The following is a 25636-nucleotide window of genomic DNA, read 5'->3' on the forward strand; positions in this document are numbered from 1 at the left end:
GCGCCCAAAATAATGAGAAAGAAGCATAATAATATCAATTTCAGACACACTTCAGACAAACAAGGCTTGTATTGTCAAAAAGTAAATGATTAACTTTTTATTTTATATAAAAAGAGATGGTAGTTTTTAAATAGATTATGTCTTGGCAAACTCATTACGCACTTTTATTTTTCTTATCTATAGCACCTGCAGCATTGGGTGGTTCAACGCTGTATATAGAACAAAAAATCTATATTGTTCTCATTGGTTGGCTACTTATGCTGATGTGTAGTGGCATTTATCGTTACTTTTTGGGAAAAATAATAACCTTTGTTATTAGTGCGCTATGGTCTTTAAACCTTTCTATTTCTCTATTTTTCTATCGTGAGCATGATATTGCCTTTTCATCATCCATTGCTGAAACTTTTATTAATACTAACAGTAGCGAAACTGTCGGTATGCTCTCTTATAATAAGTACTATGTATTATTTTATATATGTGCTTTTGCCGTTTACTATTTTTTTATCCATAAAGCGGCTCAAGTATCTGATCTAAAAACGACAAAAAAAAGTGTAACTGCTTTTGTTATATTAATCGCCATTATTCCATTTTATAAAAGCTTAGCATTAAGAAACGACAACAATAGTAAATTACTTGCAGAATATACTCTTCTGAATACACCTTTTTATAATGCAGCAGCACTTGTCCGAACTCTCCACGAAAATCGCAAAATTAGAAGAATTCCCGCTCAAAAAGTTGAGTTCCAATATAATAAAAATAATGATAATACAGAAATTTATATCCTGATTATTGGAGAATCTGTTCGCAGAGATCATCTAGGAATTTATGGCTATCAGCACAATACAACACCTAATCTAATGAAAGAAAAGAGTCATCTTATTTTATTCAATCAAGTTTATTCTCCGGCGCCAGTAACCATTCTTTCTGTACCAATTTCACTCTCAAATATAGGATTAGAACAGTTACAAGATAAAAATCATTATGCTGATAATATTGTTTCCCTTGCCAATCATGCCGGATTTAAAACATATTGGCTAAGTAACCAAGGTGAAGGTAATCAAAAAACCAGTGTTATTTCTGTCATTGCTAATATGGCCCAAAATAAAAAGTGGAATGAATTTATCGGTTATGATGAAGAGCTACTTCCTTATTTAGATAGCGCTCTGAAAGAACCCTCTGCACAGAAAAAATTAATCATCTTACATACATATGGTAGCCATGAGCCGGCCTGTAATCGATTTCCCAATCGGTATTTAAAGAAATTCACGCAAGAAGATGATGATAATTGCTATGACAGCTCTATCGCTTATACAGATAAATTAATTAATGACATCATTGAAAGAGTCAAAGATAAGCCAGCTTCTATTCTCTATTTTTCCGATCATGCTTTACAGCGTCTCGATAAGAATAGAGAGGTTCGTTATCATCATGGCGTAAATACACCACGTAAAGAAGCTTACGATATCCCGTTGTTTATTTGGTATAGCCCCTCAACAACAAAACCAATCATTAGTAATGAGGTGTTAAGCAAACCTTATTCAACAGCAAATAATTATTGGTTATTAAGTAGTTGGCTTGGTATAGAACATCACTCACCAAATAAATGCTATTCACCCTTAGCTGATTGCTATCAGCCGAGATCCCCCATCATGGTCATTGATGGTAATAAAAATCTCTTAAAATATGATTTATTAAGTTCAGAAGAACAAGAGCCACAATAATATATGGCTCCTTACAAAGAATTATTAGCAATCTTCAATCACTATATAAATGGCATTTAAAGAACCATGAACACCAACAACTTTAATTAATTCAATATCAGAGGTACAACTTGGTCCACTGATAATATTAATACAAGAAGGCATTCGGACATCTTTTGCTGCTAGTTGATGAAGTTTTTCCGCTAATTGTGCAACTCTTGGTAAAATGGTACTCCTCTTAATAACAAAGAGTGTTGTTTCTGGGATCAAACTAACACTACGTCCTTTATCTGCTCCAGAAAATAAAACAACGCCCCCTGATTCAGCAAGTCCATATTCGGCAAAGACAATCCCCACTTTAGCATTTTTTACATGTTCAATATTTTCTGCACCAACATGGTGATCCCACACACTAACATCACAATGTTGAGATAATAAATCAATAACACCACTTTCTTTTAAACGAGGATCACCCGTCAATATCACTGATGAACCATATTTATTACATAGTGCAAGTAAGCACTGAGGTAAGGCTTCTTGTGTCGTTGTCTCATAATCGCTGCCTGCTAATTTAGCGGTATTAAGAAAATATTGATATCGTTCCTCTTCCGATAATTCAGTTAATCTTTCTTCCGGATATGTATTTATTGGTGTTGGTAATGAGTCAGGTATTGTTTTTAATGGTCTTCCTAACTGAGAAGCTAAATGAGATAGGAATGTATGTTTATTATTCATCTCTTATTTCTCCTCTTTTTGATGTTTTTTAAACCAACTACGGAAACTTTCACCATCACCTTGTGGCAAGTTTCTTGCTTCAGTCCACGCTTTTAATGCACCTATATTTAAAGGCGTTTTCCCCTCTTTAATAAACCACCTTGCAGCATGAGCTCCCCAATTCATACCAACTTTCCATAATGTAGGATGACGATTTACATAGTTAAATATATCGGTGATCGTACGCTCCGTTGTTGGTGTGATTTTTTCCTTAACCATCACATCTCTATGTTTTTTAATTAAGTTGGATAGTGGGATTTTTACAGGACATACAGAATCACAGGCGGTACATAATGAACACACATAAGGAAGGTTTTTAAAATCTTTATAACCACCTAATAAAGGGGTTAAAACAGCACCAACTGGGCCTGGATAAATAGAGCCGTATCCTTGGCCACCAATATGGCGGTAAGCAGGACAAGTATTCATACAGGCCCCACAACGAATACAACGCAAAATATCTTTAAATTCGGAGCCGATAATTTTTGAACGCCCATTATCAACAATAACAAGATGAAAATCTTCAGGGCCATCAACATTATCTTTTTCCCTAGGCCCTGTAAGCCATGTGTTATAGCCCGTTAAACGTAATCCAACGGCACTGCGTGCTAACATGGTAATAAGAATATCCACCTCTTTAAATGTCGGTGCGATACGCTCCATACCCATCACAGCTATATGTGTTTTAGGTAATGTAGTGCTTAAGCGAGCATTACCTTCATTAGTCACTAAACAAACTGAACCCGTCTCTGCAACTGCAAAGTTACAACCCGTTACACCAATATCGGCAGTAAAAAAATCGTCTCTAATATTTTGACGAACAAAACGAGTCATTTCTTCTGGTGTATCAGAGCCGTTATATCCCAATTTATCATGGAATATTTGACGAATTTGTTCTCTATTTTTATGAATAGCAGGTACAACAACATGCGAAGGCGCATCTTTGGCTTGCTGGAGTATAAATTCTGCTAAATCGGTTTCAATAACTTTAATACCTGCATTCTCTAATGCGGTATTCATACCGATTTCTTCAGTTACCATTGATTTAGCTTTAACAACTTTCTTTGCTTTTTTTTCTTTAGCTACACTGAGAATATATTGCGTTGCTTCTTCTTTTGTTTTAGCAAAGAAAACATGCCCACCATGTTCTTCTACTTTTTCAGATAATTGGTATAAATAAGCATCCAAGTTAACAAGCACATGATCTCGAATTTGCGCTGCTCTATCTCTCCAATCTTCCCAATGTCCAAGATCATCAACCATCTTTTGCCGATTTTTACCAATAGTTTCTTGTGCATTAGCAACGGCTTTTTGCATAACTTCATCATGTACTTGGCGATCGATAAGATCTTTAAAAGGAATAGAACTCGTTCTTAACGACATAATTCCTCCTCATGACTCATCAAGACCTGTGCAATATGTAACACTTTAACAGGGCGTCCTTCTCGCTCTAAACGTCCACCAATATTTAGAAGACAGCTAACATCTGCACCAATTAAATAATCAGGTTTAACATCCATAATATGGTGTACTTTTTCTTTTACCATTTCTCCTGAAATTTCGGCCATTTTGACTGAGAATGTCCCCCCGAAACCACAGCACGTTTCCATATCTTCAAAAGGTAATAATTCAAGACCTTTTACATGCTGTAATAATTTAATAGGTTCTTCTTTAACGCCCATTTTACGAAATAGGCTACAAGATGGGTGATAAACAGCTTTACCTTTAAGACTGGCGCCGACATCAAGAACACCAAGCTGATTTACAATAAAAGAAGTTAAATCAAACATTCTGTTAGCTATTTTTTCAGCTCGCATTGCCCAATCAGGTTCATTAGCTAAATATTTGGAATAACCTTTGATTGCATAAGTACAAGATCCCGCTGGAGAAATAATTGGATAATCATTAACTTCGAAGGTTTCAATAAATTTTTTCATAGCTGGTTTTGCGTTCTCGATATAACCACTATTAATAGCGGGTTGACCACAACAACCTTGTTTTTCAAGAAAATGAACCCGACAACCTAATTTTTCTAGCAGTAATACGCTGTCTCTTGCCATATGGGATTTTAGAGCATCCCCAATACATGTGACATAAAAATTAATATCCATACATTTGCTCCTATTGCTTATCTTTTATACAAAATAGTTTACTGACCGCCATTTATTTATCGTTATATTTGTATGACAATTAATATTGTCACAAAAATGATGTTAAATATATGTTTAATTCTATGTTTTTTTATAATTTGAATCGGTATATAAAACTAATCTAGGTATAGAAATAGGATGGAATAAATTATTTTAAATAAAAACAATTTATTAAAAAGAAATGGAATAGAGGATTAAAAAATAAAAACTCCAAACGCAAAAAAGCCAACCCATTGGGTTGGCTTTCTCGTCTTAATTAATGCCTGGCAGTTCCCTACTCTCACATGGGGAGACCCCACACTACCATCGGCGCTACAACGTTTCACTTCTGAGTTCGGCATGGGATCAGGTGGGACCGCTGCGCTATGGCCGCCAAGCAGAATTCTTTAAATTCTTTAATTATTCGTCTCTTCCTGAGACTCACCCCTTTGGGGCCAGTGCTCTGCACTGTTCCAGTTTGTTCCAGACAAACTGGTCTGTTTTATTACCCGTTACTCACTCTTCATCAGTTCGTAACCAGTAATATTCAATCTTAAACAAGCTTACTTCATTAATCTTTGTCTCTCAGACAAAACACCTTCGGTGTTGTCAGGTTAAGCCTCACGGTTCATTAGTACTGGTTAGCTCAACGTATCGCTACGCTTACACACCCAGCCTATCAACGTCTTAGTCTTAAACGTTCCTTTAGGTCACTCAAGGTGACAGGGAAGACTCATCTTGAGGCAAGTTTCCCGCTTAGATGCTTTCAGCGGTTATCTCTTCCGCACTTAGCTACCGGGCAATGCCATTGGCATGACAACCCGAACACCAGTGGTGCGTTCACTCCGGTCCTCTCGTACTAGGAGCAACCCCTCTCAATCTTCCAACGCCCACGGCAGATAGGGACCGAACTGTCTCACGACGTTCTAAACCCAGCTCGCGTACCACTTTAAATGGCGAACAGCCATACCCTTGGGACCTACTTCAGCCCCAGGATGTGATGAGCCGACATCGAGGTGCCAAACACCGCCGTCGATATGAACTCTTGGGCGGTATCAGCCTGTTATCCCCGGAGTACCTTTTATCCGTTGAGCGATGGCCCTTCCATTCAGAACCACCGGATCACTAAGACCTACTTTCGTACCTGCTCGAGCCGTCACTCTCACAGTCAAGCTGGCTTATGCCTTTGCACTAACCGCATGATGTCCGACCATGCTTAGCCAACCTTCGTGCTCCTCCGTTACTCTTTAGGAGGAGACCGCCCCAGTCAAACTACCCACCAGACACGGTCCCCGACCCGGATTACGGGCCTAGGTTAGAACATCAAACGTTAAAGGGTGGTATTTCAAGGTTGACTCCATGCAGACTGGCGTCCACACTTCATAGTCTCCCACCTATCCTACACATCAAGGCTCAATGTTCAGTGTCAAGCTATAGTAAAGGTTCACGGGGTCTTTCCGTCTTGCCGCGGGTACACTGCATCTTCACAGCGAGTTCAATTTCACTGAGTCTCGGGTGGAGACAGCCTGGCCATCATTACGCCATTCGTGCAGGTCGGAACTTACCCGACAAGGAATTTCGCTACCTTAGGACCGTTATAGTTACGGCCGCCGTTTACTGGGGCTTCGATCAAGAGCTTCTCCCTAAGGATAACCCCATCAATTAACCTTCCAGCACCGGGCAGGCGTCACACCGTATACGTCCACTTTCGTGTTTGCACAGTGCTGTGTTTTTAATAAACAGTTGCAGCCAGCTGGTATCTTCGACTGGCTTCGGCTCCGTCCGCAAGGGACTTCACTTACCGCCAGCGCCTTCTCCCGAAGTTACGGCACCATTTTGCCTAGTTCCTTCACCCGAGTTCTCTCAAGCGCCTGAGTATTCTCTACCTGACCACCTGTGTCGGTTTGGGGTACGATTGTTGGTAACCTGAAGCTTAGAGGCTTTTCCTGGAAGCAGGGCATCAATTGCTTCACCACCTTAGTGGTTCGTCATCACACCTCAGCATTAAGTGACCGGATTTGCCTAATCACTCTGCCTACATGCTTGAACCGGGACGACCGTCGCCCGGACAACCTAGCCTTCTCCGTTCCCCCATCGCAGTTACCACCAGTACGGGAATATTAACCCGTTTCCCATCGACTACGCTTTTCAGCCTCGCCTTAGGGGTCGACTCACCCTGCCCCGATTAACGTTGGACAGGAACCCTTGGTCTTCCGGCGTGCGGGTTTTTCACCCGCATTATCGTTACTTATGTCAGCATTCGCACTTCTGATACCTCCAGCATACCTCACAGTACACCTTCGCAGGCTTACAGAACGCTCCCCTACCCAACGAACGTATCCTTAAATTTGCTTAATCTTGCTTTCGCCTCGACTTTAATGGACGCATTGACGTCACTTCGTTCCGTCAATCGGTTCATCACAAACAAATTTAAGTGATACGTTCGCTGCCGCAGCTTCGGTGCATGGTTTAGCCCCGTTACATCTTCCGCGCGGGCCGACTCGACCAGTGAGCTATTACGCTTTCTTTAAATGATGGCTGCTTCTAAGCCAACATCCTGGCTGTCTGAGCCTTCCCACTTCGTTTCCCACTTAACCATGACTTTGGGACCTTAGCTGGCGGTCTGGGTTGTTTCCCTCTTCACGACGGACGTTAGCACCCGCCGTGTGTCTCCCGTGATAACATTCTTCGGTATTCGCAGTTTGCATCGAGTTGGTAAGTCGGGATGACCCCCTAGTCGAAACAGTGCTCTACCCCCGAAGATGAGTTCACGAGGCGCTACCTAAATAGCTTTCGGGAGAACCAGCTATCTCCCGGTTTGATTGGCCTTTCACCCCCATCCACAAGTCATCCGCTAATTTTTCAACATTAGTCGGTTCGGTCCTCCAGTTAGTGTTACCCAACCTTCAACCTGCCCATGGATAGATCACCGGGTTTCGGGTCTATACCCTGCAACTCATTCGCCCAGTTAAGACTCGGTTTCCTACGGCTCCCTATGCGGTTAACCTTGCTACAGAATATAAGTCGCTGACCCATTATACAAAAGGTACGCAGTCACCCCATAAAGAGGCTCCTACTGCTTGTACGTACACGGTTTCAGGTTCTTTTTCACTCCTCGCCGGGGTTCTTTTCGCCTTTCCCTCACGGTACTGGTTCACTATCGGTCAATCAGGAGTATTTAGCCTTGGAGGATGGTCCCCCCATATTCAGACAGGATAACACGTGTCCCGCCCTACTCGTCGAGTTCACAATAACAGCATCTTCGGATACGGGGCTATCACCCTTTACTGCCGGACTTTCCAGACCGTTCTCCTGATGCTGCCATTGATTAAGACTCTGGGCTGTTCCCCGTTCGCTCGCCGCTACTAGGGGAATCTCGGTTGATTTCTTTTCCTCGGGGTACTGAGATGTTTCAGTTCTCCCGGTTCGCTTCCTAACACTATGTATTCATGTCAAGATAATATCCATGGGATATTGGGTTTCCCCATTCGGAAATCGTCGGGTATAACGGTTCATATCACCTTACCGACGCTTATCGCAGATTAGCACGTCCTTCATCGCCTCTGATTGCCTAGGCATCCACCGTGTACGCTTATTCGCTTAACCTCACAACCCGAAGGTGTCTTTTCTTGAAGACGTCTGGGTGGTGATGGCTGCGCAGATTACATTTCGTTGTTGGGCAGTGCTCGCCATGCTCACATACTTATGTATGTTGCGCTGGCTGTGCGCTGGCCGCCTCGAACTGTAAATTGCTCGCTCATCCCACTTTGATGTCGAAAAACACATTCAAAGTTTGAGATTTTGAGAGACTCATCAATATACCTCGGTGATATATTGATTTGTTTTCAATTTTTCAGCTTGTTCCAGATTGTTAAAGAGCAAAATAATTCGCAGTATACTATTGCTAATATACTCTGAATTATTAGTTTATATTCAAGAGATTATGGTGGAGCTAAGCGGGATCGAACCGCTGACCTCCTGCGTGCAAGGCAGGCGCTCTCCCAGCTGAGCTATAGCCCCATAATGCATTCTTAATACCGTTTTTATTACTCAGCTTTCTTTCTTATCGGAAATGTTCCTTTAATTAAGAATTGAGCTAATCGTAGTGAGACAAGGCGTGGAGTCACGAAGTTTACTTACAGTAAACGAGTGAGTTCACAACGCAGTATCAATACGATTTGGTAGGCCTGAGTGGACTTGAACCACCGACCTCACCCTTATCAGGGGTGCGCTCTAACCACCTGAGCTACAAGCCTATACCGGTATTTCTGCTCGTTCTGCATCAGACAATCTGTGTGAGCACTGCACATAACACGTATCTCTTAGGTAAGGAGGTGATCCAACCGCAGGTTCCCCTACGGTTACCTTGTTACGACTTCACCCCAGTCATGAATCACAAAGTGGTAAGCGCCCTCCCGAAGGTTAAGCTACCTACTTCTTTTGCAACCCACTCCCATGGTGTGACGGGCGGTGTGTACAAGGCCCGGGAACGTATTCACCGTAGCATTCTGATCTACGATTACTAGCGATTCCGACTTCATGGAGTCGAGTTGCAGACTCCAATCCGGACTACGACAGACTTTATGAGTTCCGCTTGCTCTCGCGAGGTCGCTTCTCTTTGTATCTGCCATTGTAGCACGTGTGTAGCCCTACTCGTAAGGGCCATGATGACTTGACGTCATCCCCACCTTCCTCCGGTTTATCACCGGCAGTCTCCTTTGAGTTCCCGCCATCATGCGCTGGCAACAAAGGATAAGGGTTGCGCTCGTTGCGGGACTTAACCCAACATTTCACAACACGAGCTGACGACAGCCATGCAGCACCTGTCTCAGCGTTCCCGAAGGCACTCCTCTATCTCTAAAGGATTCGCTGGATGTCAAGAGTAGGTAAGGTTCTTCGCGTTGCATCGAATTAAACCACATGCTCCACCGCTTGTGCGGGCCCCCGTCAATTCATTTGAGTTTTAACCTTGCGGCCGTACTCCCCAGGCGGTCGATTTAACGCGTTAGCTCCAGAAGCCACGGTTCAAGACCACAACCTCTAAATCGACATCGTTTACAGCGTGGACTACCAGGGTATCTAATCCTGTTTGCTCCCCACGCTTTCGCACCTGAGCGTCAGTCTTTGTCCAGGGGGCCGCCTTCGCCACCGGTATTCCTCCACATCTCTACGCATTTCACCGCTACACATGGAATTCTACCCTCTACAAGACTCTAGCCAACCAGTTTCAGATGCAATTCCCAAGTTAAGCTCGGGGCTTTCACATCTGACTTAATTGACCGCCTGCGTGCGCTTTACGCCCAGTAATTCCGATTAACGCTTGCACCCTCCGTATTACCGCGGCTGCTGGCACGGAGTTAGCCGGTGCTTCTTCTGCGGGTAACGTCAATTGACAAAGGTATTAACTTTATCACCTTCCTCCCCGCTGAAAGTACTTTACAACCCTAAGGCCTTCTTCATACACGCGGCATGGCTGCATCAGGCTTGCGCCCATTGTGCAATATTCCCCACTGCTGCCTCCCGTAGGAGTCTGGGCCGTGTCTCAGTCCCAGTGTGGCTGATCATCCTCTCAGACCAGCTAGAGATCGTCGCCTAGGTGAGCCTTTACCTCACCTACTAGCTAATCCCATATGGGTTCATCCGATAGCGCAAGGTCCGAAGAGCCCCTGCTTTGGTCCGTAGACGTCATGCGGTATTAGCCACCGTTTCCAGTAGTTATCCCCCTCTATCGGGCAGATCCCCATACATTACTCACCCGTCCGCCGCTCGTCAGCAAGAAAGCAAGCTTTCTTCTGTTACCGCTCGACTTGCATGTGTTAGGCCTGCCGCCAGCGTTCAATCTGAGCCATGATCAAACTCTTCAATTAAAAGTGTTTGATGCTCAAAGAAATCGAAAACTTAGCTATTCATAAATGAATTTACTTTTGTTGTTCACTCTTCAAGACTTGATACATCTAATATTTTAGAAGATATCGTCTCTGCGAGTGCCCACACAGATTGTCTGATAATTTGTTAAAGAGCAGTGCAACCTTCGCTGCCGTTTCCGGTCTTCTGCGTTGTTGCGAGGAGGCGTATATTACGCTATTCCTCTGAAGAGTCAAGAGTTTTTTCAAACTTTTTCTTTTCTCTTCACTGTCCTGCGTGGCTTGTTGTTTGCTCATCGCCGGTCAGTGGATGCGCATTATAGGGAGATCTCGGATTAGCGCAAGTGTTTATTTCAATTTTTTTTCCGTTCGCTTTTTTTTTCAACAAAATAAAGAAAAACGCTCTAATTTTATGCTGATGGCGTAAAATCCGAACAGCTTTCTCTAGCAGACTCACGTAAGATAGAAGATAAATTATGGTATAGGTAACCTTTATTATGCAATTTAGCGAACAACGTTCAGCTTCTCAAAAGAATCTTTCTTATATAGTTGCTGAAAAATTAGGTAAACAAATTCTTTCTGGTCACTATGAGCCTGAATCTTTATTACCTGGAGAAATAGAATTAGCAGAATTACTCTCCGTCAGCAGGACTGTTATTCGAGAAGCAATAAAAATGCTTGCGGCTAAAGGAATGCTTTTACCTCGTCCACGAATAGGTACTCGTGTTACGCCAATGCAAAATTGGAATCTATTAGATAATGATCTTCTTAATTGGTGGATAGACAGTGGTGAATTTAATAAGGTCAGCCATTATTTCCATCACGTTCGTTTAGCTATTGAACCTCAAGCCTGTTATTTAGCCGCATTTAATGCAACCGAAAGCCAAAAACAGTCTCTTGTTTTGTTTGGTAGAGAAATGCTGTTACTTGATGAGAATTTTGATAGACAACATTGGCTAGATATCGATACTCAATTTCACTATCTTATTTATCAAGCAAGTGGCAATCCATTCTTTGCCTCTTTCGGCTCATTATTTCTTTCTGCTTATAAAAAGTATTTTGATCTTATTGTGGGTAATGAAACTGTTCAACCGGAAACACATAACCAAATTGTTCAAGCTATTATTGATGGTGATGGAAATAAAGCACGCGACCTCTGTTTAATCTTATTAACAAGTGATTGAATAGTTTTAATACAAATTTTATAGGTTTTCTGTTTATAATGAAGCGATAATCAAAATATAGAATAAAGACGGTATATGCTTCATGTTGAAATCTGCCAAAAATATGTCTGGGTTGCCTTGGATTGCTGCAATGGCTTTTTTTATGCAAGCTCTCGATGCAACTATTCTTAATACGGCATTACCAGACATAGCAAAAAGCCTTAACCATTCTCCTCTCGCTATGCAATCGGCTGTTATCAGCTATACCTTAACTGTTGCATTATTAATCCCCGTCAGTGGATGGTTAGCTGATAGATTTGGAACGCGTAAAGTTTTTATTATTGCGGTTTCTTTATTTTCAGGTGGATCTTTATTATGTGCACTTTCTCCTAACCTTGCTTTTCTTGTTATTTCACGAATTATACAAGGTATAGGTGGCGCAATGATGATGCCCGTTGCACGCCTTGCTTTATTAAGAGCTTATCCACGTAGCGAATTACTTCCTATTCTCAATTTTGTCACAATGCCAGGATTAGTAGGTCCTATAGTAGGACCTCTTTTAGGTGGGGTATTAGTTACTTATGCCTCTTGGCATTGGATATTTATTATAAATATTCCTATTGGCCTATTAGGTATTTTCTATGCCATAAAGCATATGCCTAATTTTACTATGCCAAAACGCAAATTCGATTTACTGGGTTTTATTTTCTTTGGCTTTGGCTTAGTGATGCTTTCCGTTAGCCTTGATCTTTTTGGTGATAAAAATATCTCTCGCTATATCCCTATAGCCGTTATTTTAGGTGGTTTTTCTCTACTTGGTTTATATATTAATCATGCTAGACGCCACCAGCAGCCTCTGATCCCATTAAATCTTTTTAAAACACGGACCTTCTCTGTCGGAATTGCAGGTAATATTGCAACAAGATTAGGAACTGGGTGTATTCCTTTCTTAATGCCACTTATGTTGCAAGTGGGTTTTGGCTACCCTGCAATTGTTTCCGGTATGATGCTGGCACCAATGGCTTTGGGCTCTATTTTAGCCAAATCATTTGTCACAAAGATCTTAGTGAAATTTAGCTATCGCCGAACGCTCTTTGCTATCACTATTATTATTGGTTTGATGATCGCTCAATTTTCACTTCAATCTCCTGACATGTCTATTTACTATCTTGTTATCCCACTCTTTTTATTAGGCGTGGTCATGTCGATACAATTTACATCGATGAATACAATTTCATTGGCTGACTTAACAGATAATAATGCAAGTTCAGGAAATAGTGTTTTAGCTGTTACTCAACAGCTGGCTATTAGTTTTGGTATTGCTGTCAGTGCGTCTATCTTAGGATATTTTGATACTGAAAACGTTGGCTCTACCGTTGATAACTTCCACTATACTTTTATTACGGTAGGTATTATTACATTACTGTCCTCCTTCGTATTTTTACTCCTCGATAAACATGATGGTGATAACCTAACGAACAAAAAGAAAAAAGCCTGATAGTTTTGTTCAAACTAAAAAGAGAGCATAAGCTCTCCTTTTCTTTATATATAGATAGAAAAAATACACTACAAGGATGATGCTAAAAAAGTATCCACTTCATGACGCCAAGGTACTGATGGCTGAGCGCCTGCTCGAGTAACAGCAATGGCAGCTGCAGCATGAGCAAACCTAATCGCTGGCATTATAGATTGCCCCTCTAATAAAGCGGTAATTAATGCGCCATTAAATGTATCGCCTGCTGCGATAGTATCAATAGCTTTCACTTTAAATGCAGGAACAATACAACCTTTACTATTTTGCTCGCTAACCCAAACTCCACGGCTTCCTAATGTAATCAGCACTGTTTTAATACCTTTATGATGGAGAGCATCCGCTGCTTGTTGAGCACTTTCATCGTCTATGACTTTAATTCCTGTCAGATATTCAGTTTCTGTTTCATTTGGAGTAATAATATCGACAAGAGATAATAACTCATCAGGTAATGCTTGAGCAGGTGCAGGATTTAGTATTACTTGCACATTTTCTTGTTTCGCTATTTCAGCCGCTTTTAATACAGAATCAAGTGGCGATTCTAATTGCATTAACAGAGCATCAGCTTCTTTTATAATATTCCCATGGCGCTGAACGTAATTTGTATCTAATCGCCCATTAGCACCAGCATGAATACCTATAACATTTTCACCCTGTTGATTAACGAAAATCAACGCAACACCTGTTGCTACATCGTCAATTAACTCAATACTCTTGGTATCAATGTTATCTGTGATTAATTGAGCTTTGGCTTTTTTGCCAATATCGTCATTTCCTAAACAAGCAAGAAAAGAAATATTCGCACCACAACGCCCAGCAGCGACCGCCTGATTAGCTCCTTTACCGCCAAATACCATTTGAAATTGGTTACCTGAAATGGTTTCACCAGGAAGCGGAAAATGGGCAACATTAAGAATATGATCAGCATTAACACTACCTAAAATCACAAGTTTCTTCGCTTCCATGATTTTTCCTTACTCTCAATAATAAATTCTAAATGCACTGAATAAATAACATGCAATATTTTAAACCGATCATCTCAGCAACATTAATGAAAAAACGTGATCACTATCGAAACGTTTCGCTAGTAAAACAAAAAAGAACCAAAATAAGCAGTAGGAAGCTGAATCGATTTTTGTTATAAACAATTTGTGTGCTAATAGAATGTTTGACTATATGTCAGCAATCCCTTTCTGATATTTTCAGGGAATAATGAAAATAAGTACCCATTATTAGGAGTGTTTATGCAACTTGCAGAGCGGATTTCACAACTTAGCCAATATCTTGAAACTGGGCTTTATGAGCGGCAGTCAGCTATCCGTCTTTGTCTACTTGCAGCACTGAGTGGTGAGAGTGTTTTCTTACTTGGCCCCCCTGGTATTGCTAAAAGCTTAATAGCCAGAAGAATGAAAGAAGCCTTTAAAGAAGCTAAAGCTTTTGAATACTTGATGACGCGTTTTTCAACACCTGAAGAAATTTTTGGTCCTTTATCTATTCAAGCTTTAAAAGATGAAGGGAAATATCAGCGTTTGATTGAGGGATATTTGCCTGATGCTGAAGTTGTCTTTCTTGATGAAATTTGGAAAGCAGGACCCGCTATTCTTAATACGTTATTAACGGCGATTAATGAGCGTAAATTTAGAAATGGGGAAACTGAAGTCAGCATCCCAATGCGCTTATTAGTTTCAGCTTCGAATGAATTACCTGATTCAGATAGTAGCCTTGAAGCGCTTTATGACCGAATGCTCATTCGTATTTGGTTAACAAAAGTTCAAGATAAGAAAAACTTTCGCGCTTTACTCGTTAATAAAGAAGTTGGCTCTTTCCATATTCCGGCCCATCTTCAAATTACCACAGAAGAATTTTCACGCTGGCAATCAGAATTAGAAAAAATCACATTAGATGACCACTTATTTGATTTAATTTATCAACTTCGTGAGGCTTTAGATAAAAGTGATGCTGCCCCTTATGTTTCTGATAGACGTTGGAAAAAAGCAGTACGCCTTTTACAAGCTAGCGCCTTTTTTAATGGCCGTAGTGCTATTTCACCATTAGATCTTATTTTATTAAAAGATTGCCTCTGGCATGACCAAGCATCATTTGCATTATTAGATAAATTATTACAAAGCCTTTTAACAGAACAAGCTTACCACCAGCTAGAATTGATCAGAAAAACAGAGAATTTGTGGGCTGAGTGGATGAAATCAACGAGAAGCAAACAAGATCAACAAGCTTTTCGTTTTGAAAAACAAAGTGGAATGTTTGGACGAAATGCACACTTTAGCCTATCAGATAAAATGCAGGCTGATAAATTCACCTTGTTTTTACATATCCCTCTACATATCCATAGTATTCAAGTTAACTTTATTACTCTTGAGAAAAAAGCATTAGAAAACTTTTTGGCTAAAGGGGATGAGTTATTAGCGCGTTTAAATGGTATTGGTTTCCCACAATCAATTAACGCACAAATACGCCAAGATGGTGTATTAGAAATTATGGATGTGAGCCGTCGAACAACATCTCTTTATCAACAAAAAGAGACAGCACCTGCTGTTCCTATTGAAGATAACCAAGAGTGGCAAGATAAATTAAAAGATCTGGCTCAAGAAATTTATAGTGAACAAGAAAAATTTAATCATCATCAACCGAATTTATTTATTGATAATGATTGGCTTATTTCCATTGAACAAAGTTTTGTTCAGCTTAATGAAAAATTATCGCAATTAAAAAGCCAAATAAAGTAATGATATTATGCTGACACTTTCAACATTAGATATGCTTTTAGCCATAAATGAAGGACAGCTTATTGAGGAAGTTATTATTGCTATACTTGCATCACCTCAATTAGCGGTATTTTTTGAAAAGCATCCAAGACTCAAAAAAGCCTTACTTAAAGATATCCACCAATGGAAAAAGAGCTTACAGCAAAGAGTAAAAGAGACATTAGTGCCTACAATGATTGCTGATGAATTTGCCCTTTATCAACAAACTCAGTCATTAGGTAATGCGATATTTAATCAACAAGTTGAACATATTCTTATTGAGTTAAATAAGTTAGATTCTTCTTTTATTGAAGAAGCCACTCAATTAATCAAAACAAACAAACCTTTTTCTCCAGCTCAACAAGCTTTATTTATGCAACACTGGCGGGTAAGTTTAATTTTCCAAGTCACTGCCTTACACAAAGCCTTATTTGACCAAGAACAAGAGCAACTCCTTGCTGAGCTTCAAGAACGTTTAGCGCTAAGCGGAAGCTTAAGTAACACATTTTCAGAAAACGAACGCGCAGCAGGGCGTTTATGGGATATGAGTAAAGGCGTTTTAACAAAAACCCCTTTTGATGAGAAGATTATTCAACGTTATAGCGACTTTCTCGATCAACAACCCGAATTACATAAACTTGCAAGTTTGCTCGGTCGTAGCAAAACAGCTAAATCTCTTCCTGAAGAGAGCGTTATTTTTGAACCTATAACTATTGTTGAAAAAGCACCAGATACCACACCAGAGCAAGTCAATGGAATAGGACTTAGTGATGATATCTTACGTTTGCTTCCCGCAGAACTCGCCTTATTAGGTATTAATGAAATCGAACATGAGTTTTATCGAAAACTTGTAGAGAAGCAGCTCAATACCTATCGATTACAAGGTGATAATTGGCAAGAGCGGACGGTATTACGCCCAGTAACTCATCATCATGATGAAGAAAGACCAAGAGGGCCTTTTATTGTATGTATTGATACATCAGGTTCGATGGGAGGATTTAACGAACAGTGTGCTAAAGCCTTTGGATTAGCATTGATGAAAATAGCGCTAGCTGATAATCGTTCATGTCATGTTATGTTATTTTCTACTGAAACTGTGCATTATCAATTGTCATCGTCTAATGGCCTGCAAGAACTTATCAAGTTTTTGAATCAGTCATTTAGAGGAGGTACAGACTTAAGTGCTTGTTTAGATAATGTCGTAGAAAAACTAAATAGCCCAACATGGAAAGATGCTGATGCTGTTGTTATTTCTGACTTTGTTGCCCAAAGGTTACCCGAAAACCTAATCAACAAAATCAAAAAAAGCCAACAGCAACAGCACAATCGCTTCCATGCGGTAACCCTATCCAATTACGGTAAACCCAGTATCATGAAAATCTTTGACCATATATGGCGTTTTGATACTGGATTAAAAAGTCGCTTACTTCGGCGCTGGCGCCAATAATTACAGCATATCAGCGAAAGCTAAACGGGTGTCTTTTTCCCACACACCGCACTGTACTTGACCAATATGCTCTTTTTGTAGGAGTAGCATCACTAAACGCGATTGGCCAATACCACCACCAATAGTTTGTGGCATATCGCCATGCATTAATGCTTTGTGCCAATCAAGCTCTAGGCGCTTAGTATCATCGGTTAATGTTAACTGACGCATTAATGTTTCAGGATCGACACGGATACCCATTGATGACAACTCAAAAGCATCTTGTAATATTGGGTTCCAGACTAAAATGTCACCGTTTAAACCTTCAAATCCATCTTCGTTTGGTGTCGTCCAGTCATCATAATCAGGTGCTCTGACATCATGAGATTCACCACTTGAAAGTTTTCCACCAATACCAATTAAGAAAACGGCACCATATTCTTTTGCTATCGCTTTTTCACGACCTTTAGCATCAAGGTCAGGATAACGACGCAATAACTCTTCAGTGTGGATAAATTGAATTTGATCTGGCAGGAACGGTACCAGACCAAATTCTTCGCTGACGGCTTTTTCAGTTTCTTTTATTGCCTGATAAATTTTACCCACTGTCTGCTTAAGATAAGGAACTGTACGATCCTTAGCTTCCATCACTTTTTCCCAGTCCCACTGATCAACATAGACAGAGTGGATCTGAGTTAAGCGATCTTCGTCTGGTCGCAACGCTTTCATATGTGTATAAAGGCCCTGACCAGAACTAAATCCAAAACGACCTAATGTTTTACGTTTCCATTTTGCTAATGAATGGACAACTTCAAAGGTAGAATCTGGTAAAGATTTGACTTTAACTTGTACCGCCTTCTCATGCCCAGATAAGTTATCTTGAGTTCCATCACCAAGGCGACTTAAGATCGGTCCTTGAACTTCAATTAATCCTAATTCTTTTTCCAGCAGACGAGAAAAATATGATTTAACAAAGCTAATTTGCTGTTGAGTCTGAATGAATGATTTTTCCATTTTTTATATCCCTAGTGGTGATGTCGTGTTTCGCTGATATAGATTAAGCAACAAAACAGACACTAAATTCAATATACTTCATTAAAAATAGCCTTGCTTGTTTTAAATCGTTAAAAATAACGCTATAAAAATGTATTATCGTCAAAAACAGGAGGAGTTTATGGACAATATTTATCAGATCGATAATCTCGATCGTGACATACTTCACGCATTAATGGCGAATGCGAGAACACCTTACGCTGAATTAGCCAAAAAATTCGAAGTAAGCCCAGGCACAATTCATGTTCGTGTAGAGAAAATGAAGCAAGCGGGAATTATTACGGGAACACGTGTTGATATCAGTGCAAAACAATTAGGTTTTGATGTCTGTTGCTTTATTGGCATCATTTTAAAGAGTGCAAAAGATTACCATACAGCATTAGATAAATTAGATAAGTTAGATGAAGTCGTAGAGGTGTACTACACAACAGGACAATACAGCATTTTTATTAAGGTAATGTGTAAAAGCATAGAAGCACTACAAGATGTACTTATCAACAAAATTCAGACAATTGATGAAATTCAATCAACTGAAACATTGATCTCACTGCAAAACCCGATAATAAGGACGATCAAGCCATAAGGGTAAATTCTTATTTTTTTTTATAACCACATTATCCACAGGTAGATCCCAAGTGATTCACAGCGTACAATAGCGCGTCTTGAACATAAGGAGATCATTAATGAAAAAAGTCACTCTAATTAGTGGCAGTACCATGGGTAGTGCTGAATATGTCGCAGAACACCTTGCAGAGATCTTATCTGAGGAAGGTTTTGAGACTGATTTACACCATGGCCCTTCACTTAATGATCTTCCTAATGAAGGGATCTGGCTGGTGGTTACTTCCACACATGGTGCAGGTGATATTCCTGACAACCTACAGCCTTTTGCTGATGAGATTTCGGCAGACTCTATTGATCTTAGCAATGTCTCTTTTGGTGCTATCGGTATAGGAAGTAGTGAATATGACACTTTCTGTGGTGCGATCAGGACTTTGGATCAAAAATTAATAGAAAAAGGGGCTACTCGCCTTGGTGATCGTCTCGAAATTGATATTCAAAAGTATGACATTCCGGAAGATCCAGCTGAAGAATGGATAGCTTCTTGGAAAAATTTACTTTAAATTGCACAAAAAAACAGCAAACAGATGTGGATAACTCAGCTTAAAAGCAGGGGTTAACCCGTAGTTATCCATTGTATAAGGCTATATCAAGAAATGACCTGTGCATAAGTCATCATTTTGATCCCAGCTTATCAGCAGATAGATCACGGATCATTCACAGTATATGATCCTTTACAGTTTTATGATCTTTAAATAGAAAATCCACTTATCCACAGAGGATCGCTTCCTTAATAAAAGATCTAATAAAGAGATCTTTAAATAAAAAGATCTTTAAATAATTACCTGCGGATCTGCTCGCTTGTATCTGTCAAAAAGTTGAGTAGAATTCGTTTTCCCAATGCAACACATTCAGCATTCGTAACATTTAAGGTTCACACATGTTTTATCCAGAACACTTTGACGTCATTGTCATCGGTGGTGGTCACGCCGGTACAGAAGCCGCTATGGCTGCAGCTCGTATGGGGCGTCAAACCCTATTACTGACCCACAATATTGATACTTTGGGCCAAATGTCTTGTAACCCAGCTATTGGTGGGATTGGTAAAGGGCATCTGGTAAAAGAGATCGATGCGATGGGTGGATTAATGGCAACTGCAATTGACCATGCAGGGATCCAATTTAGAACCCTTAACGCAAGTAAGGGGCCAGCTGTAAGAGCAACAAGAGCACAAGCAGACCGTGTTCTTTATCGCCAAGCTGTTCGTACTACTCTCGAAAATCAACCTAATTTAATGATCTTCCAACAGCCAGTTGAAGATCTCATTGTTGAAAACGACCAAGTAACAGGAGCTGTTACTCGCATGGGCTTAAAATTCCGTGCTAAGTCTGTTGTTCTAACCGTAGGAACTTTCCTTGATGGAAAAATCCATATAGGTTTAGAAAACTACAGCGGTGGTCGTGCAGGTGATCCACCATCTGTTTCGTTATCACACAGGCTACGCGAATTACCTCTACGTGTAGGTCGTTTAAAAACAGGTACACCACCTCGTATTGATGCAAGAACGATTGATTTTAGCCAATTAGCCGTTCAGTTAGGTGATACTCCAATGCCTGTTTTCTCGTTTTTAGGTAATGTGGATCAGCATCCTGAACAAATGCCTTGCCATATCACATATACAAACGAAAAAACGCACGAAGTTATTCGTAATAACCTCGATCGTAGCCCAATGTATGCAGGTGTCATTGAAGGAATAGGCCCGCGTTATTGCCCATCTATTGAAGATAAAGTGATGAGATTTGCAGACCGTAATTCACATCAGATCTTTTTAGAGCCAGAAGGTTTAACGAGTAACGAAATTTACCCAAATGGTATTTCAACAAGCTTACCTTTTGATGTTCAAATGCAAATCGTAAATTCCATGAAAGGTATGGAAAATGCGAAGATCATTAGACCTGGTTATGCCATTGAATATGACTTCTTCGATCCAAGAGATCTAAAACAAACGCTAGAAAGTAAATTTATCAATGGGTTATTCTTTGCTGGCCAAATTAACGGTACAACTGGTTATGAAGAAGCTGCAGCACAAGGTATGCTTGCAGGGCTTAATGCAGCTCGTTATGCCTTTGATCAAGAAGGTTGGTTCCCACGTCGTGATCAAGCATACATTGGCGTATTAGTTGACGATCTTTGTACTCTTGGTACAAAAGAACCCTACCGCATGTTTACTTCTCGTGCTGAATATCGCTTGATGTTACGTGAAGATAATGCTGATTTACGTTTAACAGAAATTGGTCGTGAATTAGGCATGGTTGATGATACTCGCTGGGCCGAATTTAGTGAAAAAGTTGAGCTTGTTGAAAAAGAGCGTCAGCGTTTAAGAAATATTTGGGTTCATCCTCAAGCTGATAATCTCTCAGAAATCAATGAATTGCTAAAAACACCATTATCCAAAGAAGCTAATGGTGAAGATTTATTACGTCGCCCTGAAATGACTTACAACATACTAAAAAATATCTCTCGTTTCGCGCCTGGTATTGATGATTCAAAACCACAAGCAGCTGAACAAGTTGAAATCCAAGTTAAGTACGAAGGTTATATTAGTCGCCAGCAAGAAGAGATCGAAAAGAAACAGCGTAACGAAAACGCGGCATTACCGATAGATCTTGACTACAAACAAGTGAGTGGGTTATCTAACGAAGTTATTGCGAAACTAAACGATCACAAACCTACATCAATCGGTCAAGCATCTCGGATCTCTGGTGTGACACCTGCTGCTATTTCCATTTTATTAGTTTGGTTGAAAAAACAAGGTCTATTACGCAGGAGCGCATCATGAGTGACTTACTTAATCGGCTAAAAAAGCTGGCTAAGCAAGCCAATATAGAGCTTACAGATATTCAAGCTGAAAAACTCACGGGTTATGTCGCTATGCTTGATAAATGGAATAAAGCTTACAACCTCACATCCGTGAGAGATCCGCAGCAAATGCTTATTCGTCATATTTTGGATAGTATTGTTGTGAGCCAATATCTTGAAGGTGAAAAATTTATTGATGTGGGGACAGGACCTGGATTACCGGGTATTCCACTGGCAATAATGCGTCCCGATCACCATTTTGTCTTATTGGATAGCTTAGGTAAACGCGTTCGCTTTATGAAGCAAGTTCAGCACGAACTAGGACTTGATAATATCGAGCCAGTTCAATACCGTGTTGAAGAATACCAAACAGAACAGCCTTTTGATGGTGTTATCAGCCGAGCATTTGCCTCCATGAATGATATGCTTTCTTGGTGCTCTCATTTAGTGACTGAAGAACACGGTCGTTTTTATGCATTGAAAGGACAAATTCATCAAGAAGAGTTAGATGAACTTGCTGATAATGGATTAAAAATGCCTGAAAAAGTGATTAGTTTATCTATACCTGAATTGAATGAACAAAGACATTTGGTGATTATTTAATCATTTTTTTGTGTCTCATCGATCATTTTTTCATTTTTTGTGCTCTGGCGATAATATTTACAATGTTATCGCCATTTGTTTTATGGGGAATTATAGAAAGTATTAAAATTTACCTTATTGAAACAATAAAATAACATTTTATTATCTTTTATGTTAATTCACTTTGTAGCCTAAGTTTTCCTTATTTTATTTCCAAAATAAATTAATAATTCTGTGCATTATAAAAATATTGAATTTATTTTATTGAAAATGGGTCAATTCTTTTCTAATTGACACTAAATTGTTCATAAAACGGCAGTTAATTGTTAACTTAGTTATATATTTTATGAAATAAGCTTTATTTATACTTTTATATTTGTGATGTATGTCACGCTATTTATTTTATTCGGCTCTATTATTTTTACTCTTTTTGTTCTTAATCATTTTTCATAAATGGAACCTTGGTAATAAATTTAAATTAATCTTCACTTTTTCGCTACTTATTGATTGAATTCATTGCCACGCCCCGTATAATTTGCTCGTTTTTGTCACTTGACACTTTATAGCAAAGACAGTTTGATACATCATTCAGTAATACCTTTTACGATAGCTAGGTCTGGAGAATACAAACGTCATGTCTGTCTCCCTCTACAACGGGAAAGTTGCACTGAAACTGTTATTTTTGCAGTTTATGACTTTTGTTATTCTCAGTGCGAGTTTCTTATTAAAGAGTACAGACTGGAGTTTTTCGGCTTTTTTAGGCGGGTTGGCATGTTGGTTACCCAATATTGCTTTTCTTTTGTTAATGCGCTTACAAAAGGTCAACGAAGAAAAAGCTCCAGTTCGCATAAACTGGCTTTTTGCTTTCAGTGAAGGGTTGAAGGTTATATTATCAATAACCTTGCTGATTGTTGCTTTAGGAGTGTTTAAAGCGGCATTTGCACCACTGGTCATGACCTACTTAGCGGTGCTTGTTATGCAGGTCGTTGCACCAGCCGTCATTAACGGTTAGCGTTTTTAACAACAAAAGGGTAATTGGCATCATGTCTGCATCAGGAGAAGCATTAACCACTAGAGACTACATAGGTCACCACCTGAATAACCTTCAGTTGGACCTACGTACTTTCGAGTTGGTCAATCCCCATGCTGAAAATGCGCCATCATTCTGGGTGTTAAATATTGACTCACTTTTCTTTTCAGTACTGATGGGCGCTTTATTCCTATGGCTGTTTAGAAAAGTAGCAGTAAGAGCAACCAGTGGCGTACCGGGAAAATTCCAGACTGCAGTAGAAATGATCATCGGTTTCGTTGATAGCAGCGTCCGTGATATGTATCACGGAAAGAGCAAGGTCATTGCACCTTTGGCATTGACTGTGTTTGTTTGGGTGCTGTTAATGAATGCCCTGGATTTATTACCAATCGACTTCATCCCTTATATCGGTGAACACATCTTAGGGTTACCTGCGTTACGCATCGTTCCGACTGCGGACGTGAGTATTACTCTTTCGATGGCAATTGGTGTATTTATCCTGATCCTTTTCTATAGCATTAAGATGAAAGGCATAAAAGGGTTTACTAAAGAGCTGACTTTACAGCCTTTTAATCACCCAATTTTTATTCCTATCAACTTAATCTTGGAAGGGGTAAGCCTGCTATCAAAACCTGTTTCACTCGGTCTTCGACTGTTTGGTAACATGTATGCAGGTGAACTGATCTTTATTCTTATTGCTGGTCTGTTACCGTGGTGGTCACAGTGGTTATTAAGCCTTCCTTGGGCGATATTCCACATACTGATTATTACGTTACAAGCCTTTATTTTCATGGTTCTAACGATTGTTTATCTGTCGATGGCATCTGAAGAACATTAATTATTAACTCTTTGAAGAAATAACTGAAACAAACTGGAGACTGTCATGGAAAACCTGAGTATGGATCTGCTGTACATGGCTGCCGCTATTATGATGGGTTTAGCTGCAATCGGTGCTGCAATCGGTATCGGAATCCTCGGAGGCAAATTTTTAGAAGGTGCTGCTCGTCAGCCTGATCTGATCCCTCTTCTGCGTACACAGTTCTTTATCGTTATGGGTCTGGTTGACGCCATCCCAATGATTGCTGTGGGTCTGGGCCTTTACGTGATGTTTGCTGTTGCCTAATGATGGTAATGAGCAGTAAAAGCATCAAGTTAGTTTATAACCAAGAAAGAGGTATTGTGCTGTGAATTTAAATGCAACAATCCTCGGCCAGGCCGTCGCATTTGTCCTGTTTGTTTTGTTCTGCATGAAATTCGTATGGCCACCAATTATGGCGGCCATTGAAAAACGTCAAAAAGAAATTGCTGACGGTTTATCATCTGCAGAACGTGCTAAAAAGGACTTAGATTTAGCGAAAGCCGATGCAGGCGATCAGCTAGCGAAAGCAAAAGCAGAAGCTCAAGCAATCATTGAATCAGCGAATAAACAACGCACACAAATGATTGAAGATGCTAAAGCAGAAGCAGAGCAAGAACGTAGTAAGATCGTTGCACAAGCTCAATCCGAATTGGATGCAGAGCGTAAACGTGCTCGTGAAGAACTTCGTAAACAAGTCGCAATGCTGGCTATCGCAGGTGCCGAGAAAATTATTGAACGTTCCGTGGATGAAGCTGCTAATAGCGACATCGTTGATAAACTGGTCGCTGAACTGTAAGGAGGGAGGGGCATGTCTGAAATAGCAACGGTAGCTCGCCCCTACGCCAAAGCAGCTTTTGACTTTGCTGTGGAAAACCAGGCTGTCGATAAATGGCAGGTTATGCTGGCGTTCACCGCTGAAGTAGCACGCAATGAGCAGGTAACCGAATTACTTTCTGGTTCTTTAGCATCAGAAAAACTGGCTGACATCTTTGTTGACCTTTGTGGCGAACAATTAGATGGTCATGCTCAGAATTTAATTCGTGTTATGGCTGATAATGGCCGTTTATCAACGTTGCCTGAAGTATTGAGCCAATTTATTCAATTGCGCGCAGTACTCGAGTCAACGGTTGACGTTGAAGTAACTTCTGCCATTGAGCTAACTAAACAGCAGCTAGCTAACATTTCTGCAGCGATGGAAAAACGTCTATCACGCAAAGTGAAGCTGAATTGCAAAATTGATAAGTCTGTTATCGCAGGCATGATTATACGCGCCGGTGACCTCGTCATCGATGGCAGTATTCGTGGCCGTTTAGAGCGATTAACTGACGTCTTGCAGTCTTAAG

Annotated in this window: 19 protein-coding genes, 2 tRNA genes and 3 rRNA genes; 14 read left to right on the plus strand and 10 right to left on the minus strand. The window is 40.2% G+C overall.

Annotated elements, in window-relative coordinates; all coding sequences use genetic code 11:
- Positions 1 to 137: 137 nt before the first annotated feature.
- Positions 138 to 1721 carry a phosphoethanolamine transferase gene (locus H1225_RS15390; RefSeq protein WP_161727511.1) on the plus strand — a complete coding sequence of 528 codons (1584 nt, stop codon included), beginning with the start codon at positions 138 to 140 and terminating at the stop codon, positions 1719 to 1721.
- A gap of 24 nt (positions 1722 to 1745) precedes the next feature.
- Here the strand turns inward: H1225_RS15390 and H1225_RS15395 are convergent, their stop codons facing one another.
- From H1225_RS15395 to H1225_RS15430, 8 genes are all read right to left on the minus strand, one after another.
- Entirely contained in the window at positions 1746 to 2435 is a 690-nt protein-coding gene (locus H1225_RS15395) for a LutC/YkgG family protein (protein WP_006534368.1), read from the minus strand.
- 3 nt (positions 2436 to 2438) lie between these two features.
- Positions 2439 to 3857 (minus strand): LutB/LldF family L-lactate oxidation iron-sulfur protein, encoded by a 1419-nt coding sequence (locus H1225_RS15400; RefSeq protein ID WP_109399451.1) that lies wholly within the window; start codon positions 3855 to 3857, stop codon positions 2439 to 2441.
- Positions 3848 to 4585 carry a (Fe-S)-binding protein gene (locus tag H1225_RS15405; protein WP_072065048.1) on the minus strand — a complete coding sequence of 246 codons (738 nt, stop codon included), beginning with the start codon at positions 4583 to 4585 and terminating at the stop codon, positions 3848 to 3850. The genes H1225_RS15400 and H1225_RS15405 overlap by 10 nt, the downstream gene beginning before the upstream one ends.
- A 300-nt stretch (positions 4586 to 4885) precedes the next feature.
- A 5S ribosomal RNA gene (gene rrf, locus H1225_RS15410) occupies positions 4886 to 5001 on the minus strand.
- Between the two features lie 212 nt (positions 5002 to 5213).
- Positions 5214 to 8209, minus strand: a 23S ribosomal RNA gene (locus H1225_RS15415).
- 338 nt (positions 8210 to 8547) lie between these two features.
- Positions 8548 to 8623 (minus strand) — tRNA-Ala (locus H1225_RS15420).
- 159 nt (positions 8624 to 8782) lie between these two features.
- A tRNA-Ile gene (locus tag H1225_RS15425) sits at positions 8783 to 8859 on the minus strand.
- Between the two features lie 71 nt (positions 8860 to 8930).
- Positions 8931 to 10470, minus strand: a 16S ribosomal RNA gene (locus H1225_RS15430).
- Together the 16S, 23S and 5S rRNA genes with 2 tRNA genes alongside form the textbook arrangement of a ribosomal RNA operon.
- Positions 10471 to 10964: 494 nt before the next feature.
- On the opposite strand from H1225_RS15430, the gene H1225_RS15435 reads away from it, so the two are divergent.
- Positions 10965 to 11651, plus strand: a complete 687-nt coding sequence (locus H1225_RS15435) for a FadR/GntR family transcriptional regulator (protein ID WP_072065236.1) — start codon at positions 10965 to 10967, stop codon at positions 11649 to 11651.
- A gap of 82 nt (positions 11652 to 11733) precedes the next feature.
- Positions 11734 to 13128, plus strand: a complete 1395-nt coding sequence (gene mdtD / locus H1225_RS15440) for a multidrug transporter subunit MdtD (RefSeq protein ID WP_109848213.1) — start codon at positions 11734 to 11736, stop codon at positions 13126 to 13128.
- 68 nt (positions 13129 to 13196) lie between these two features.
- Here mdtD and rbsK read toward each other — a convergent pair whose 3' ends face one another.
- On the minus strand, positions 13197 to 14126 hold the full coding sequence (gene rbsK / locus H1225_RS15445; protein WP_006534360.1) for a ribokinase: 930 nt from the start codon (positions 14124 to 14126) through the stop codon (positions 13197 to 13199).
- A gap of 279 nt (positions 14127 to 14405) precedes the next feature.
- On the opposite strand from rbsK, the gene ravA reads away from it, so the two are divergent.
- Entirely contained in the window at positions 14406 to 15905 is a 1500-nt protein-coding gene (gene ravA / locus H1225_RS15450) for an ATPase RavA (RefSeq protein ID WP_161706377.1), read from the plus strand.
- Positions 15906 to 15912: 7 nt separating this feature from the next.
- Complete coding sequence (gene viaA / locus H1225_RS15455) at positions 15913 to 17370, plus strand: ATPase RavA stimulator ViaA (protein ID WP_006534357.1); 1458 nt, start codon at positions 15913 to 15915, stop codon at positions 17368 to 17370.
- On the opposite strand, the gene asnA is transcribed toward viaA, so the two are convergent.
- Positions 17371 to 18363 (minus strand): aspartate--ammonia ligase, encoded by a 993-nt coding sequence (asnA, locus tag H1225_RS15460; RefSeq protein ID WP_072065232.1) that lies wholly within the window; start codon positions 18361 to 18363, stop codon positions 17371 to 17373.
- A 160-nt stretch (positions 18364 to 18523) separates the two neighbouring features.
- Here asnA and asnC point away from each other — a divergent pair, with 160 nt between their 5' ends.
- The 9 genes from asnC (at position 18524) to atpH (ending at position 25635) form a co-directional block, all read left to right on the plus strand.
- On the plus strand, positions 18524 to 18985 hold the full coding sequence (gene asnC / locus H1225_RS15465) for a transcriptional regulator AsnC (RefSeq protein WP_069367404.1): 462 nt from the start codon (positions 18524 to 18526) through the stop codon (positions 18983 to 18985).
- Positions 18986 to 19085: 100 nt separating this feature from the next.
- A complete protein-coding gene (gene mioC, locus H1225_RS15470; protein ID WP_006534353.1) occupies positions 19086 to 19526 on the plus strand; it encodes an FMN-binding protein MioC in 441 nt (146 codons plus the stop codon).
- Between the two features lie 377 nt (positions 19527 to 19903).
- Positions 19904 to 21802 carry a tRNA uridine-5-carboxymethylaminomethyl(34) synthesis enzyme MnmG gene (gene mnmG, locus H1225_RS15475; protein WP_109848217.1) on the plus strand — a complete coding sequence of 633 codons (1899 nt, stop codon included), beginning with the start codon at positions 19904 to 19906 and terminating at the stop codon, positions 21800 to 21802.
- Positions 21799 to 22425, plus strand: coding sequence for a 16S rRNA (guanine(527)-N(7))-methyltransferase RsmG (gene rsmG, locus H1225_RS15480; protein ID WP_072065229.1), 627 nt, complete (start codon positions 21799 to 21801; stop codon positions 22423 to 22425). The genes mnmG and rsmG overlap by 4 nt, the downstream gene beginning before the upstream one ends.
- A 613-nt stretch (positions 22426 to 23038) precedes the next feature.
- Positions 23039 to 23416 carry a F0F1 ATP synthase subunit I gene (gene atpI / locus H1225_RS15485; protein ID WP_072065228.1) on the plus strand — a complete coding sequence of 126 codons (378 nt, stop codon included), beginning with the start codon at positions 23039 to 23041 and terminating at the stop codon, positions 23414 to 23416.
- Between the two features lie 31 nt (positions 23417 to 23447).
- Positions 23448 to 24272, plus strand: a complete 825-nt coding sequence (gene atpB, locus H1225_RS15490; RefSeq protein WP_023583322.1) for a F0F1 ATP synthase subunit A — start codon at positions 23448 to 23450, stop codon at positions 24270 to 24272.
- A 45-nt stretch (positions 24273 to 24317) separates the two neighbouring features.
- Positions 24318 to 24557: a F0F1 ATP synthase subunit C gene (atpE, locus tag H1225_RS15495; RefSeq protein WP_004246596.1), complete on the plus strand. Its 240-nt coding sequence runs from the start codon at positions 24318 to 24320 to the stop codon at positions 24555 to 24557.
- Positions 24558 to 24618: 61 nt separating this feature from the next.
- Positions 24619 to 25089: a F0F1 ATP synthase subunit B gene (gene atpF / locus H1225_RS15500; RefSeq protein WP_036914499.1), complete on the plus strand. Its 471-nt coding sequence runs from the start codon at positions 24619 to 24621 to the stop codon at positions 25087 to 25089.
- A 12-nt stretch (positions 25090 to 25101) separates the two neighbouring features.
- A complete protein-coding gene (atpH, locus tag H1225_RS15505) occupies positions 25102 to 25635 on the plus strand; it encodes a F0F1 ATP synthase subunit delta (RefSeq protein ID WP_006534344.1) in 534 nt (177 codons plus the stop codon).
- Position 25636: the final 1 nt, after the last annotated feature.

Source organism: Proteus penneri, from assembly GCF_022369495.1.
GTDB lineage: Bacteria > Pseudomonadota > Gammaproteobacteria > Enterobacterales > Enterobacteriaceae > Proteus > Proteus penneri.